The sequence below is a fragment of the Amycolatopsis albidoflavus genome (assembly GCF_039525725.1).
Lineage (GTDB): Bacteria > Actinomycetota > Actinomycetes > Mycobacteriales > Pseudonocardiaceae > Amycolatopsis > Amycolatopsis albidoflava.
The window spans coordinates 499,202-513,603 of the sequence record NZ_BAAAHV010000022.1; the positions used below are offsets into that span (position 1 = coordinate 499,202).

14 protein-coding genes are annotated in these 14,402 nt (G+C 69.4%); 7 read left to right on the forward strand and 7 right to left on the reverse strand.

Annotated features, from left to right (window positions below; genetic code table 11):
- Window positions 1-24: 24 nt before the first annotated feature.
- A complete protein-coding gene (locus ABD156_RS35485; RefSeq protein ID WP_344284303.1) occupies window positions 25-684 on the forward strand; it encodes a TetR/AcrR family transcriptional regulator in 660 nt (219 codons plus the stop codon).
- Window position 685: 1 nt separating this feature from the next.
- On the opposite strand, the gene ABD156_RS35490 is transcribed toward ABD156_RS35485, so the two are convergent.
- Genes ABD156_RS35490 through ABD156_RS35505 form a run of 4 tightly spaced genes read right to left on the reverse strand, consistent with a single transcriptional unit; the run spans window position 686 to window position 5,280 of the window.
- The gene (locus tag ABD156_RS35490; protein ID WP_344284305.1) at window positions 686-1,759 is read right to left on the reverse strand and encodes an amidohydrolase family protein; all 1,074 of its coding nucleotides are present in this window, start codon (window positions 1,757-1,759) and stop codon (window positions 686-688) included.
- Window positions 1,760-1,777: 18 nt separating this feature from the next.
- The gene (locus ABD156_RS35495; RefSeq protein WP_344284308.1) at window positions 1,778-3,340 is read right to left on the reverse strand and encodes a bifunctional 3-(3-hydroxy-phenyl)propionate/3-hydroxycinnamic acid hydroxylase; all 1,563 of its coding nucleotides are present in this window, start codon (window positions 3,338-3,340) and stop codon (window positions 1,778-1,780) included.
- Between the two features lie 30 nt (window positions 3,341-3,370).
- Window positions 3,371-4,405, reverse strand: a complete 1,035-nt coding sequence (locus tag ABD156_RS35500; protein WP_344284311.1) for a VOC family protein — start codon at window positions 4,403-4,405, stop codon at window positions 3,371-3,373.
- Entirely contained in the window at window positions 4,402-5,280 is an 879-nt protein-coding gene (locus ABD156_RS35505) for an alpha/beta fold hydrolase (RefSeq protein ID WP_344284314.1), read from the reverse strand. The genes ABD156_RS35500 and ABD156_RS35505 overlap by 4 nt, the downstream gene beginning before the upstream one ends.
- 172 nt (window positions 5,281-5,452) lie before the next feature.
- Here ABD156_RS35505 and ABD156_RS35510 point away from each other — a divergent pair, with 172 nt between their 5' ends.
- Window positions 5,453-6,064 carry a TetR/AcrR family transcriptional regulator gene (locus ABD156_RS35510; RefSeq protein ID WP_344284316.1) on the forward strand — a complete coding sequence of 204 codons (612 nt, stop codon included), beginning with the start codon at window positions 5,453-5,455 and terminating at the stop codon, window positions 6,062-6,064.
- 25 nt (window positions 6,065-6,089) lie between these two features.
- Window positions 6,090-7,061 (forward strand): amidohydrolase family protein, encoded by a 972-nt coding sequence (locus ABD156_RS35515; RefSeq protein ID WP_344284319.1) that lies wholly within the window; start codon window positions 6,090-6,092, stop codon window positions 7,059-7,061.
- A gap of 353 nt (window positions 7,062-7,414) precedes the next feature.
- Here ABD156_RS35515 and ABD156_RS35520 read toward each other — a convergent pair whose 3' ends face one another.
- Together ABD156_RS35520 and ABD156_RS35525 are read right to left on the reverse strand one after the other, a co-directional pair.
- Entirely contained in the window at window positions 7,415-8,242 is an 828-nt protein-coding gene (locus tag ABD156_RS35520) for a DUF1932 domain-containing protein (protein WP_344284322.1), read from the reverse strand.
- 84 nt (window positions 8,243-8,326) lie between these two features.
- Window positions 8,327-8,902 carry a PadR family transcriptional regulator gene (locus ABD156_RS35525; protein WP_344284325.1) on the reverse strand — a complete coding sequence of 192 codons (576 nt, stop codon included), beginning with the start codon at window positions 8,900-8,902 and terminating at the stop codon, window positions 8,327-8,329.
- 68 nt (window positions 8,903-8,970) lie between these two features.
- On the opposite strand from ABD156_RS35525, the gene ABD156_RS35530 reads away from it, so the two are divergent.
- From ABD156_RS35530 to ABD156_RS35540, 3 genes are all read left to right on the forward strand, one after another.
- A complete protein-coding gene (locus tag ABD156_RS35530; protein ID WP_344284328.1) occupies window positions 8,971-9,360 on the forward strand; it encodes a nuclear transport factor 2 family protein in 390 nt (129 codons plus the stop codon).
- Window positions 9,361-9,588: 228 nt separating this feature from the next.
- Window positions 9,589-10,410: an MBL fold metallo-hydrolase gene (locus tag ABD156_RS35535; protein WP_344284331.1), complete on the forward strand. Its 822-nt coding sequence runs from the start codon at window positions 9,589-9,591 to the stop codon at window positions 10,408-10,410.
- Between the two features lie 213 nt (window positions 10,411-10,623).
- Window positions 10,624-12,237, forward strand: a complete 1,614-nt coding sequence (locus ABD156_RS35540; RefSeq protein WP_344284334.1) for a DHA2 family efflux MFS transporter permease subunit — start codon at window positions 10,624-10,626, stop codon at window positions 12,235-12,237.
- Window positions 12,238-12,243: 6 nt separating this feature from the next.
- On the opposite strand, the gene ABD156_RS35545 is transcribed toward ABD156_RS35540, so the two are convergent.
- Entirely contained in the window at window positions 12,244-13,422 is a 1,179-nt protein-coding gene (locus ABD156_RS35545) for an MFS transporter (RefSeq protein WP_344284336.1), read from the reverse strand.
- 76 nt (window positions 13,423-13,498) lie between these two features.
- On the opposite strand from ABD156_RS35545, the gene ABD156_RS35550 reads away from it, so the two are divergent.
- The gene (locus ABD156_RS35550; protein ID WP_344284339.1) at window positions 13,499-14,362 is read left to right on the forward strand and encodes a LysR family transcriptional regulator; all 864 of its coding nucleotides are present in this window, start codon (window positions 13,499-13,501) and stop codon (window positions 14,360-14,362) included.
- Window positions 14,363-14,402 lie beyond the last annotated feature (40 nt).

A 14,402-nucleotide genomic window follows, 5' to 3' on the forward strand; every position in this document is an offset into this window, starting at 1 on the left:
AGCGGCGGAGATAGGGTGAGCGACATGGCGACGACCGGCGTGAGCCTGGAAACCCCGAAGCGCATGACCCGCCGGCGTGCGGAAACGCGGCGGCGCGTCATGGCCGCCGCCTACGAGGTGTTCGCCGAGACGGGCATTCGAGACGCTCCCGTCGAGCTGATCTGCGAGCGAGCCGGGTTCACCCGCGGCGCCTTCTACTCGAACTTCGCCAGCAAAGAAGAACTGTTCCTGGCGATCTACGAAGTGGAGATGCGGGAGCGCGCCGAGCGGCTGCGCGCGGCCGTCGAAGAGGCAGCCGGCCGGGCCGCGCCCGGTTCCGTCGACGAGGTGCTGCGAAAAGCCGGTCTGCTTTTCATGGAGTCCCTCGCGGCGGACGAGACGTGGTACCTGCTCAACGCCGAGTTCCGGGCACAGGCGCTCCGCCAGCCGGACCTGCGCGCGCCGGTCGCGGCCGCCGAGCGCCGCTTCCACGAGACTCTCGCCGACATCCTGCACAACCTGCTCGACCGCCTGGAGATGCGGCTGACCGTCGATCCGCACAGTGCCGTCGTCGCGATCGTGGCGCTCTACGAGACCATGCTCGAACGCGCGATCCTCGACGAACTCCCCGACAAGGCCGACAGCCGTTATCTGACCGACGTGCTCCCTCGGCTGTTCACGGCTCTCACCACTGCGAGCCGGTGACCTAGGACCCGACGGCTTGCGCCAGCCGAGGCAGCTCGCGCAAGGCATTGGCACGCTCGACCTCAAGCCGGTCGCCGGCGGTGAAAGTCTGATTGAGTTCGGGCTGCGGATCTCCGGAACCGGTGAGGGTCAACTGGGAGAACGGCCAGTCACTGCCGAAAACGACGCGGGATTGCTGCCCGGCCGCGAGCACGCTGCGCAGGTCCGTCGCGGCCGGGCTCAATGCGGTGTCGTAGAAGAAAGTCTTGACCAATTCGGCGACATCGAACGCCGACGGCCGCGGCACGCCGGGCGGGAACAAATCGGCGGCCCCGGTTTTCGAGAGCACGCCCAAGCGGTAGGTCAGGAAGGGAATCGTGCCGCCGGCGTGCGCGAGCTGGAACCTGATGCGGGGATAGCGGCGCATCGTTCCGGTGTACATCAGCATGGTCGCGGCGCGGGTGGTGTCGAAGGTGAACTCGTAGAGGAAATCCGGGAGGGGCAGTTCCGGCTTCGAGTCCTGGGACACTGACGCGGGATGGACGAAAACGTACGCGTTGTGCCGGTCGAGAGCGGCCATCAGCGGCTCGAAGCGCGGGTCGCCGAGATACACGCCGTCGTACGAGGACAACAGCACGACGCCGTCCAGTTTCAACACGGTCAGCGCGTATTCGAGTTCGGCGATCGACGCTGCCACGTCAGGCATGGGCAGCACCGCGAAGCCGCCGAAGCGAGTCGGATGGGACTTGAACAACCCGGCGGCGTAGGTGTTGCAGTACCGGGCCATGTCCCGCGCCTCCGCACCTCGGAGGAACGACACGCCGGGGTCCGAAATGGACAGTGCTTGGGCGGCGATCCCGTAGCGGTCCATGAAGTCCAGCGCCGACTCCGGCGACCAGTCGGGGGTGGGGTAGCCGCCGATGGTGAAATAGCCGTGGCTCAGCAAGGAAGCCCGGTAGCCAGGCGGCAGGAAGTGTGCGTGCAGGTCGATGCGATAGGCGCCGGAAGGCACCCCGGCCGCCGTGCTGAACAAGCCGGCGCCAACTAGTGCCGCGGCGCTCGTGACAGCGCGGCGACGAGTGAACTTTCGGTTCATGGCGGTGGTCCTTCCAACTCAGGACAGCAGGCGATCAGCGTCGAGCGGCCGGAGTCCGGCTGGCGGCGGGGAGAGTGCGGTGGTGGCGTCTGCGGCGGCGTAGACGAAGCCGTCTGGACGCAGGGCCAAGGTGTGCGCCCGATGCGTCCGCATCCAGGCAAGAAGGGCGTTGTCGATGTCGACCACGCATCCGTTTTCCGGCTGTGCTCCGGACGGGAGGACCGTCAGGCGAGCGGCGGCGGTCCACGCCGGGTCCGGGACGGCGGCGCAGGTGCTCAGCACGGTCCACTTGCCGTCGAGGACGTCGTCGAGCCTGCTGCGGGCACCGTCGCTGTCGAGTACCCACGGCTGGGGCACCTTGTGGCCGACAGCGGGGGTGCCGCTGCCGAGGAATCCGCGTGGGTAGCGCGCCGCGGGTAGCCAGGACAGCTTGACGAGGAGTCGCCGAACCGGCGACAGCCGCGATAGAGGACGCACCAGCGTGTCGCGGATCTGGCAGATCCGGCGACGGCGTTCGGTGATGATCCGGCCCACCAGTACCGCGCGGCGCGTCACCTCGCGCACATGCGGTTTGCGCTCGGTCTCGTAGGAATCCAGCACGGTCTCGGGCAATTCGCCGCGGATGACGGCGGCGAGCTTCCAGCACAGGTTGGCCGCGTCGCGCACCCCGGCGGCCATGCCCTGGCCGATCCACGGCGGCATGGCGTGGGCCGAGTCGCCGGCGAGGAAGACGCGGCCCACGCGCCAGCGGGCTGCGGCGCGGACGTGGTGGCTGTAGACCACGGCCCGCAGCACGGTCACCTCGTCGCGAGTGATGCCTTGGCGGCTCAGCAGACGCCAGACCGCCGCGTCGGTGACGAGGTCGTTTTCGTCGTCGCCGGGAAGGACGGGGAATTCCCAGCGGTGGTGTCCCAGCGGGGTGGGGCAGTCCACGGCGGGGCGGAGCGGGTCGCAGTGGAAGCGCAGCCGGTCGTGACCGGGCCACTCGCGCTTGACCTCGGTGTCGATGACCACCCAGCGGGTTTCGTAGGTGCGGCCGTCGAAACCGACGCCGAGCTGGCCGCGGGTCGGGCTGGAACCGCCGTCCGCGGCGATGACCCAGGAGGCGCGCACCCGTTTGAGGTGCTCGCCGCCGTCCTCGGCCAGCAGCAGTTCCGCGCCGCCGGTGTCCTGGCGTACCCGGAGGCATTCGTGAGCCAGCAGCAGGTCGACGTTCGGGAACCTCGTGACGCCCTTGCGCAGGGTGGCTTCCAGGACCGGTTGGTAGATGAACAGCTGAGGCGGGTAGCCATGGCCTGCCGAGTCGAAGGACGCGGACAGGAACGACCGCCCGCGGTGATCGACGAAGTCGATCGGCAGCCCGGCCAGCATGTCGCGCCGCAGCTCGTCGGCGAGGCCGACCTGTTGCCAGACGCGCAGCACCTCCTCGTCGGTGGAGATGGCGCGGGCGCGGGTGTAGACCTCGGCGTCGCGTTCGACGACGACCACCTTCAAGCCTTGCGCGCCAAGCAGATTGGCGGCAGTGACCCCGGTGGGCCCGTACCCGATCACGGCCACGTCGTAGCGGGGGATTTCGGACACTTCCGTGTGCCTCCTTGGCTGAGACGGATGTCAGCGATGGGAACCCAATGCGGTGGAGGACAGCGCCGGGACGGTCTCCTCCTGCTCGCGCAGCGACCGGACCGCGGCTTGGAAACGCGACATGAGGGCGGCGACGCCTGCGCCGGCCGTGGTGTGCCCCCAAAGCGAAATGCCTTGGTACGTAGCGGGTTCCCAGGTCTCCTCCCGTTCGGGGGTTACGACGACCGGGTTCCAGCCGACCTCGAGTTCGAATCCCGACGGGGTGACGCAGTAGTAGGACAGTTCGCGGTCGTTGGTGTGCTGGCCGATCGACCAGGCCATGGCGAAGCCGAGTTCGGTGACCCGGTGAAAGCCGGCGAGGAGATCTTCGAGGGTGGCGATCTCGATGTTGACGTGCTGCACGGAGGTGCGGACCGGGTCGAGCGCCAGCCCGGCGACGTTGGCGAGCGCGATGGAGTGGTGGCGCTGCCCGCTGCGCAGGAACCGGATGTTCAGTTTCGCCGGGCCGACGCGTTCGACGATCCGGTCCGACAGGCGCAGGTCCAGCAGGTTGTTCCAGTAGGTGTGCAGCTGCTCGGGCCGGGTGGTGGTGATCGCCAGGTGTCCCATGCCGGAGCGGCCGGTGACGAAGGCGGTGTTGCGCATCCGCAACGGCGCGGCGGTGGTGCGGGCGCGGGTGAAGACCTCGGTGGCGATGCCTTTCGGGCCGGGGAATCGCCACAGCCGTTCGACCCCGCGCAGGGCGGCCTCCTCCGGGGAGCCTTCGGTGACGGGAAGCCCGGCGGCGGCGACCCGTCCCAGTACGATTTCGAAGGTTTCGTGGTCGTCGATTTCCCAGCCTGCGGCGATGACGTCCTCGGCCGGGCCGCGCTGGACGAGGAACCGGCATTCGCGGTCGTCGAGGCGGAAACGCAGGGTGTCGCGGGTGAGTTCGTCGACGTGCAAGCCGATCGCGTCGGCCCCGAAACGGTTCCAGTCGGTCAGCCGCCGCGACTCGACGACGATGTACCCCAGCCGCGCGGCGCCGAAGACGTCCGGGCGGATTTCGGTGTCCACAATGGTCACCTGACCTCTCCGAGCCAGTCGAGCAGCAGCCGGTTGAACCGCTCGGCCTGTTCGTATTGGGCCCAGTGGCCAGTGCGGGCGAAAAGGTGCAGGTCGCAGTGCGGCATGGTGCGGGCCAGCCACGGTCCGCCGGACGGGCGGTTGACCTTGTCGTGGGTGCCCCACACGACCAGCGTGGGCACTTGGCAGCGCGCGAGCCGGTCGCGGTCGCGGGTGAAGTCCATGCGCCACAACGTGCGCAGCGCTCCGCGCCCGGACGGGCGGCGCAGGGGCGGATTCGCCACCACTTCCGGGTCGATGCTGGCCTGATAGCGCAGTTCGATCAGTTCTTCCGGCACTGCGGACGCGTCGAAGACCAAGTGCTCGCGGATGAACGAGGTCAACTTCGCTCGGGACGGGCCTTCGCCGCCGTAGTAACCCAGCAGCGCGTTCAATCCCTTGGTCGGCGGCCGACGAGTCGTGCCGACGCCGCCGGGCCCCATCAGCACGAGCGTCTCCACCCGGTCCGGGCGGTCGAGTGCCAGCCGCAGCGCAGCCGCGCCGCCATAGGAGTTGCCGACCACATGCGCCTTCTCGATGTCCCGCGCGTCGAGCAAGCCGCGCACGAAGATCGCGAGGTCGCCGAACGGGTCGGCATGGTCCAGTTCCTTCGACGACTGCCCGTATCCGGGCATGTCCGGAACCAGCACGCGGTTGCCGGCCGCCGCGAGCGCGTCGGCGTTGCGGGCGTAGTTGGACGCGCCCGTCGCGCCCGGGCCGCCGCCATGGAGCAGGACCACCGGCGTCGCTTTCGCTGGGTTCGCCGCGGCGGTGATCTCGGTGAGGAAGATGTCGCGGGCACCGACCCGGACAGTGCTCTCAGTGCGCCGCACCATGCTTGTGGGCGCAGCGGACGATGGTGAGCCGGTCGACGGCACGGGGCCTCCACGTCGAGTCGGGAACAGTGTTCCTGTAGTCATCACTACAATTGGATCGATCGATACGGTAAGCTGAGCCGGCAGCGTGGTCAACCCCTTCCTGTAGTGACCGATACGGTAAGGTGCGAGTGTGAACGAACGAGGTACGCGACGCCGTCGAGCGAACGGCGAGGAGTCGCGCCGGAAGATCCTCGACGCGACCGTCGAGGTCGCCGGGGAACGCGGTTACGAGGGCACCAGCATCGCGCTGGTGAGCAAGAAATGCGGGCTCCCGGCGAGCTCGATTTACTGGCATTTCAAGGACAAAGACGACCTGATCGCCGCGGTCATCGAGCGCAGTTTCGACAGCTGGCTCGCCGCGTTGTCCCTGCCGGAGGAAGACGGAACGCCGCTGGCGCGCATGACCGGGCTGGCGCAGCAGGTCGCGAAGGCGCTGCTCGATGCTCCGGATTTCTTGCGCCTCGGCCTCATGCTGACCCTCGAACGCCGCCCCGAAGAACCCAGTGCCCGCACGATGTTCCTGCAAGTGCGCGGAGTCGCGCACGAACGCGTCGCGGCCATGGTCGCTGAATTCATGCCGGAACTGGACTCCGCCTCCGTCGAACTGCTCACGACGTACGCCATGGCCGGCGCCGACGGACTGTTCGTCGCGAAGGAAATCGGCGGCGACAGCGTGGACCTGATGCGCTTGTTCGAGCTGCACGCCCAGGCGGTATTCGACCTCGCTGCCCGGCTTCGCTGATCCGCCCCGAGAAAGGATGCCCCCGATGAGCCGTGCCCAGCGCATCGACACCCACCAGCACCTGGTGCCGCCCCGCTACGCGAAGTGGATGGGGGACAAGGGAATTCGCCCCGGAGGCGTCGACCTGCCGTCCTGGTCGCCTTCAGCCGCGCTGAAGTTCATGGACGGCCACGGAATCGCCACCGGAATCCTGTCCCTTTCCACGCCCGGGGTCTACTTCGGAGACGTCCCGGAGGCCCGCCGCTGGGCGCGCGACGTGAACGAGTACACCGCCGAAGTCGTCACCGACCGCCCGGATCGATTCGGATTCTTCGCCACCCTCACGCTGCCCGACGTCGAAGGCGCACTCGCCGAGGCCGAGTACGCACTCGACACATTGCACGCCGACGGAATCGTCCTGCTGGCCAACAACGACGGCCGCTACCTCGGCGACCCCGGATTCGAGCCGCTGCTGCAGTTCCTCCACGAACGCCAGACGCCGGTCTTCGTCCACCCAGGCGAACTACCCGGCCCGGAGGTGCCCGGAATCCCCACCTTCACCGCGGACTTCCTGCTCGACACCACGCGCACCGCGATCAGCCTGATCCTGTCGGGATCGATGGAAAAGTACCCGGGGATCAAATTCATCCTCGCCCACGCGGGCGGGTTCGTGCCCTACATTTCTTACCGCATCCTGCTCACGATGCTGAACACGAAGAACAAGGCACAGCAAGCGTGGGCGCTGCTCGACCAGAAGCATCAGGTCCCTAAGCAGCTCGCCGTTCTGCGGCAGTTCTACTACGACATCGCCCTTTCGGCTTCGCCTTCGGCCTTGCCGAGCCTTTTGGAGGTGGCGGATCCGGACCACATCACGTATGGCAGCGATTTCCCGTTCGCTCCCGCAGTAGCCGTCGGCTTCATGAACAAGACCTTCGAACGCTACCCCTTGGGCGACGGCCTGCGGGCGGCGATCGACCGCGGGAATTCGGAGAAGTTGTTCCCTCGTCTTAAAGGCTGACTGGGCCCGTAGGAGCAGCGTCGGGGGTTGTGGTCTTCCGGTCGCCGGTTGGTGTTCGGGAGAGGGATGCGGGATGGCAGGTCGTAGGTGTGCCACCCTCGACCGACTGCGCGTGGTTCGGAGTATCCGGGGAGCGAGGCCAGGAGTTCGCGGGCAGGGCGGGTCTTGCCGGCGTCGTCCACGAGTTGGGCTAGTGCGGTGCCGGCCAGGTGCAGGGTAAGCAGTTCGGGAGGGCTGGCGAGCGGGTGGCTTCACGACGGCACCCTTCGTCGCGAGGAGACTGTGGTCGCCGGGCATCTGACCCCGTCAGCACTCCCGCGAGCGGTTCTGCGCCGACGGACAAAGGCGCAGCGCTATTCGCGATGCAGGTGGCGCAGCGTGGTCGGAAGGTCGAGGTCGAAGTCGTCCTTGTCGTCCGCCCAGCGCGACAGCACCTCGGCCGAGGCGGTGGCGAGCGCATCCGGAAGGCCGAGCTCCCGCGCGGTTTCCGCGACCTCCAGCATTTCCGGCGCCCAGCGCCAAGCGCGCGCGGCAGTGGACGGCAGCCCGTCCGGATCCGCCAGCGCGTTGCCGTCGAAGGCAGCCGCCTCCCTGAGCAGGTGTTCGCCGACGCCGTAGTCGCCGGCGATCGCATGGCTGACCGCGGCCAGCGCACGCGAGGTCTTCTGGAACGAGCCGTAGGCCATCTTCAACGCGCTCGCCGCGCCGACGCGGTTTGCCAGCGGCACCGGTTCGGCGTTGCCTGCGGTCAGCAGACCCCGTACCCGTTCGACGGCGTTCTCCGGACCGGACAGGTAGACCCGCGCGGTCGAATGCTCGTCCGGGGGCGGCCCGATGATCGATCCGTCCACCACGGTCGCGCGGAGCCGGTCGGCGATCGCGATCATCCTTTGTGGACTGATCGCGTTCGCCTCGACGTAGATCCCGCTGTAGTCCCCGATGTCCTCGGCGACCTCCTCGGCCGCGGCGGGCGGGCAGATCGAGAACACGACCGCGCTCCGGTCGAGGAGCCGCGGAACCGTTTCCACCGCCGTCAACCCGGTCTCCGCGGCTCGGCGCGCCGTTCCCGCGGACCGTCCGGCCGGGCACCACAGCACCTGGTGCCCGCCCGCGATCAGTTGCGCCGCGATGGCCGAACCCATCCGGCCCGGATGCAACAGTCCAATCGTCGAAGCCGCCACAGCAAGGGGTATACGTCAACCGGGACGGTTCCGCCACCTCGGCCGGTCGCCGGCGACGATCGCCGCGGGCTCGGCCGTTTCGCGCTAGGCGGGCCTGGAAACGCCAGATTTGGCGCGCTGCCTGAGGATCCGCGCGGCGTGCTCGCCCCACCGCAGGTTCTCCTGCTCGAACGAGATGCCGCGCAGCAGCGTCAGATAGGGTCCGACCCGGTCGTTGTCGCGCAGATAGCCGCTTTCCGTCCGGCCGTCCAGCATGCGCTCGCGCAGCCGTTCGAAGCGGGCGAGCTTGGCTCGGCTCCACTCCATGCGTTCCTCGACGGCGGTGATCACCGCTTCGACGTCGCCCGCGTCGCTGCCCTGCACCTTGACCAGGAGGTCGTCCCGGATCGTGGTGGGCTGGACCGGCGTCGCGGTGAACTCGTGCAGGGCGTGGCGCCCGGCGGGAGTGAGGCTGAACATCCGCTTGTTGGGCCGGCGTTCCTGCTCGACGACGCGCGCCGCGATCATGCCGTCGGCCGAGAGCCGTTCGAGTTCGCGGTAGAGCTGCTGCGGGGTCGTCTGCCAGAAGTTGGCGACCGACGCGTCGAACGACTTGGCCAGGTCGTAGCCGGAAAACTCGCCCTCCAGCAGGGCCGCGAGGATCGCGAACTTCAAGGACACCTGGACACCGTAGCATTGGGGCGATTAATCTCATCAGCACCTAATCAAAAAAGTTACTAGGAGGCTGCATGCACCCGCTCCGCGAGGCCGTCGAGAACAACGACCACGCCGCCGTCGAAGCCCTCCTCGCCGACGACGTGACCTTCACCAGTCCGGTCGCGTACCGGCCGTACCCCGGCAAGCCGATCACCGCGGCCATCCTGCGCGCCGTGAGCGGGGTCTTCGCCGACTTCCGCTACGTCCGGGAGATCTCCAGCGCCGACGGCCGCGACCACGCGCTGATCTTCACCGCGCGGGTGGGGGAGAAGGAGATCAACGGCTGCGATTTCCTGCACACCAACGAAAACGGGCTGATCGACGACTTCACGGTCATGGTGCGCCCGCTCTCCGCGGCGACGGCGCTCGGCGAGGCGATGGCCGCCCGGTTCGAGCAGATCAAACAGGAGGCCGGTGCGTGACCGTTCGTTACGGACCGGTTCGCCGATCGGCTCGCTAGAGGAAGAGGTCCGGACTGACGCGCGGGGGTGGTTGGCCCCGTCGTGAAGTGAGGCCGCGCGGGCGTCCGCTCGACACCCGCGGATCCCGGGTCTGATTCCGCGGGCTCGGGCGGAGCCGCCTCGCGCCGGTGGCACGGCTCCTGGCTAATGGTTGACCTCTACCAAGATCGAGGTTTGAGAATCGCGATCATGACACTATGGATCTGCGACCGATGCGGCATCGAGCAGCCCGGTTCCCCCGAGCCTCCGCACTGTGTGATGGACCGCGGCGAAGTCGGCATCGAGGAGCGCGGGGATCTGGGCCCGCATTCCGGGAGTTGGCGTACTCACGAACAGCTTGCCGCCGAACCGCATGTGGTGCGGCAGCGGGACCACGGCCGCGGAGTGCACAGCCTGCGGCGGGAACCGGTGGTGGGCATCGGGCAGTGGTCGTTCGTCGTGCGGACCGCGCGGGGGAACGTCCTGTGGGATCCGCCGACTTCTATCGAGCCCGACACGCTCGCCGCGGTTCGGGCGCTCGGCGAGGTCGCGGCGGTGGCGACCAGCCATCCGCACATGTTCGCGGCCCAGGTCAGCTGGAGCCACGCGTTCGGGCGGGTTCCAGTGTTGGTCAACGCCGCGGGCCGGGAATGGCTGGGCCGCACCGACCCGGTGCTCGAGTTCTGGACGGAGCACGCCGAGCCGGTGCCCGGGGTCGAGTTGATCGAGGTCGGCGGCCACATGTTGGGCAGCGCTGTGCTGCGCACCCCGGACGGCACGCTCCTTTCCGGCGACACGATCAGCGGCGGCCTGGCGCCGAACTGGGTGTCGTTCCAGCGCAATTTCCCGAAGCACATCCCGCTGTCCGCCGCGGTGGTCCAGCGGATCGTGGACCGGCTCGACGGCTGGTCCTACGACCGGTTGTACACGCTCGGCGGCGACGCCGTCGACGCGAATGCCAAGGACGTCGTGCAGCGCTCCGCTGAGGCGCACATTCGTTGGGTCAGCGGGGAATTCGACCATTTGACCTGACCCGTACCGGAGGGCGGCGCGTCGTCGCCAGCTGCGCGCCGCCGTCCTCTCCGATCCGACCAGCCGCTCTGCCGCCGGATCTCACGCCCCGTCTCCGAGGCCGCTTAGCTTATTAGGATGCTAGCATTCTAGCGAGACGACCTGAGCCAGCTCCCGGCGACCGGTTTCCGCCGGGCGGCTCAGGCGGGACGCGGATTTCTGGGAGGAACGCGAATGAACCGCTGGCGCGGCAATCCCTGGGCGGTGCTGGTGACGCTCAGCCTGGGATTTTTCCTGACCCTGCTGGATTTGACGGCGGTCAACGTCGCGATCCCCAGCATGATCGAGACCATGGGCGCCTCGCTGGACGAGGTCTTGTGGGTGATCAACGTCTACATCCTCGTCCTCGCCGCACTGCTGATCGCGTTCGGCAGGCTGGGGGACGTGTTCGGGCCGCGCGCCATGTTCGTCGCGGGCACCGCGGTGTTCACGGCGGCGTCCGTCCTGTGTGCGCTGTCGGGGGATCCGGCGCAGCTCATCGCGGCCCGGGCGGTGCAGGGGCTGGGGGCCGCCGCGCTGGCGCCGCAGACGATGACGATCATCATCGGCACGTTCCCGCCTGCCCGCCGCGGCACGGCGCTCGGCGTGTGGGGAGCGGTGGCCGGGGTGGCCACGATCGCGGGGCCGACCTTGGGCGGGCTGCTGGTCAGCTCGGCCGGGTGGCGGTGGATCTTCGTCGTCAACGTTCCGATCGGCCTGCTCGTGCTCGTGCTGGCCCTGCTGCTGGTGCCGGATCTGCGGCACGGCGCCCGCCGTCGGGTGGACGTGCTGGGCGTCGTGTTCGCGGCGGCCGCGCTCGCGTGCCTGACGTTCGCGCTCACCGAGGGGCAGCGGTACGAGTGGAACGCGACGATCTGGTGCCTGCTGGGCGCGGGCGTGCTGCTGCTGGCGGTATTCCTTGTGCAGCAACGGAAACGACAGCACGTCGACCCGCTGCTTCCATTCGTGCTGTTCCGCGACCGCGGTTTCGCGGTGATGAGTTTCGTGTCCGCGACTGTCCAAGTGGGAATGATCGGCCTGTTCCTGCCGGTGATGATCTACTTGCAGTCCGTGCTGCGCTTCAGCGCGGTCGAGGCCGGGCTGGTGATGGCTCCGGCGATGGTGGTCTCGGCGGTGCTGTCCCCGGTCGCGGGCAGGCTGGCCGACCGGCTCGGCGGCAAGTACGTCCTGATGACCGGCCTGGCCCTGTTCGCGGCCGGAATGGCGTGGCTGGCGGCCGCGGCCGGCGTCGGGCGTGAGTGGTGGGAGTTCCAGCCCGCGCTGCTCGTCGTCGGGGTGGGCATCGGCGGCCTGTTCGGTCCGATGGTCACGGTCGCGATGTACCGCGTCGAGCCCGCGATGGCCGGAGCCGCTTCCGGCGTGCTGAATTCGATCCGGCAGATCGGCACGGTCATCGGCAGCGCGGCGGTCGGTGCGGTGCTGCAGAACCGGCTCGCCGTCTCGCTCCGGGAGGAGGCAGCCACGCGGGCCGCCGCTCTTCCGGAGACCGTCCGCGACCGGTTCACGGCGGCGTTCGAGCACGCGGCCCGGAGCGGGACGGACATCGGCACTGGGCAGTCCGGCGCCGCGGTCCCGCTGCCGCCGGGGACGCCGGCCTCGGTGGTCCACGACGTTCAGCAGGCTGCCGCCTCGGTGTTCGGGCAGGGGGTGGTCGACGCGATGCGGCCGACCTTGGCGCTGCCTGTCGCGGTGATCGCGGTTGGCGCCGTCTCGTGCCTTCTGGTCCGGCGCCGCGCGACCGATCAGGTGCGAGAACCAGCCGATGCCGGCACGTCCGCGGCCGGGTGAAGCGCTTCAAGCCGCACTGCGGGCGCGGGAACCCGTCGCGAGCAGCGCTGCCACGAGAAGGACGGCGACGACTCCGGCGAAGGCCAGCGCCGAGGCACGCAGGCCCCACCGGGCGGACGCGGCGCCGGCCAGCACCACCGGGACCGAGATGCCGAGGTAGACCACCAGGAAGAAGCTGGACATCGTCCCGGCTCGCTGGTCATCGGGGGTGCGCGAGCCGACAGCGGCCACCGCGCCGCGGAACGCCACTCCCTGCCCGGCGCCGATCACGATCGTCGCGGCCGCCAGCACGGCCGCGGATTCCATGCCGATCGCGGCGGCCAGCCCGGCGACCCCGGCCAGCACCACCGCGCAGCCGATCGGCAACGCGCGGGCGGCGGGCACGCGCCGGGAGACGATCTGCCCGCCGGCCGACGCGGCGAACATCGCGAACACGACCAGTCCCGGCGCCACCGGGCTGTGCACGTCGAGCAGCCGCACCAGCATCGAGGGCTCGACGGCGGCGACGAGACCGAACACCGCGAACGCGGCGAACATCGCGGTGGCCGCGGGCAGGAACACCGGCCGGACCTCGGCGGGCAGCACCGGCCGCACTATCCGGAAGCGCGCCCCGGCCTCGGCGGGGCGCGATTCGCGCGTCCGCCACACGATGCCTGCGGCGGGTGCCAGCAGCGCGAGGTGTACGAGAAAAGACAGTTGCAGCGGCGCGGGCGCGACGGCGGCCAGCACCCCGCTGAGCAGCGGCCCGCACCCCAGCCCGAGCATGTTGGCGACGGTCGCGACCAGCCCGGCGTGCGCCTGGTTCCCGCGCGGGTGCAGTTCGCCGAGCGCCGCGGTCGCCGTGCCGGTGACCAGCCCGGCCGAGAACCCGGACAGCACGCGACCGGCCAGCAGCGCTGCGATCCCGGCACCGCTCAGGAAAGCGGCTGCCGACAACGCGGCGCAGGCCGTTCCCGCGAGCAGCACCCGCCGCCGGCCGAGCACGTCCGAGGCGCGGCCGAACAGCACCAGCGCCGCGATCACCCCGCCCGCGTAGACGGCGTAAAGCAGCGTGCTCGCGAGCTCGCCGAACCCGAACTCCCGCTGTAACAACGGATACAGCGGCGTCGGCAACGTCGTGCCCGCCATCGTCACCCCGAAGGCGAACGCCACGCCCCAGAAACCCACTGCCTGCTGAACTTTCATGCCGTCCAGCCTCGCCTGGAAGCCCGTGACCAGTCCAACAGATGCTTTCCGTGCCATCGATCGATACAGTCGATCCATGGAGTTGCGCCAGCTCGGACACTTCCTCGTGCTCGCCGACGAACTGCATTTCACCCGCGCCGCGGCCCGCGCCCACCTGGTGCAGTCGAGCCTGTCCAGTTCGATCGCCGCGCTGGAACGCGAACTGGGCGCCGCACTGTTCACCCGCTCCCGGCGGAAGGTGGAGCTGACCGAAGCCGGCCGTGCCCTGCTGCCGTCCGCACGCCGAGCGGTGGCCGCGGCCGAAGAGGGCGAGGACGCGGTGGCCGCCGTCCTCGGAGTGCTGCGCGGCCGAGTGCGGGTCGGCGCCGTCCAAGCGATGGGCGGCGTGCCCTTGCCCCGTCTGCTGGCCCGCTTCCACGCCCGCCACCCGGCAGTGCACCTCCACCTGCGCCACGATTCGGTGCCCCGGCTGATCCGCGACGTCGTGGACGGCGAACTCGACCTCGCCTTCGTGGACCGCCCCTTCGACACCCGGCATGTCGAGCACCGCGCGCTGGCCGCCCAATCGCTGGTGCTGGCGGTCAAGGCCGCCGACCCGCTCGCCGGACGCGATCACGTCGCCCTCGCGGAACTGTCCGATCGCGACTTTGTCGAATACCGCGCGGATTCGGCTCTGCGCAACCGGATCGACGCCGCTTGTGACCACATCGGACTGTCCCGGCGCAGCGTCTGCGAGGTCGACACCGTCCACGACCTCCTGGACGTCGTCGGCGAGGGAATCGGCATCGCGCTCGTCCCGCCGGAAACGGTGCGGCACCATCCCGAAGTCCGCACGCTGGCCACCGACCCGAGCATCGAGCGCGAGGTCGTCGCGGTCCACGCGGCCACCCGGCCGCCGACTCCCGCCGCGGCGGCGTTCCTCGCCCTGCTTCCTCGCTGATGACTGCGGCAGGACGGTCTACTGTGGATCTACCGGCGAA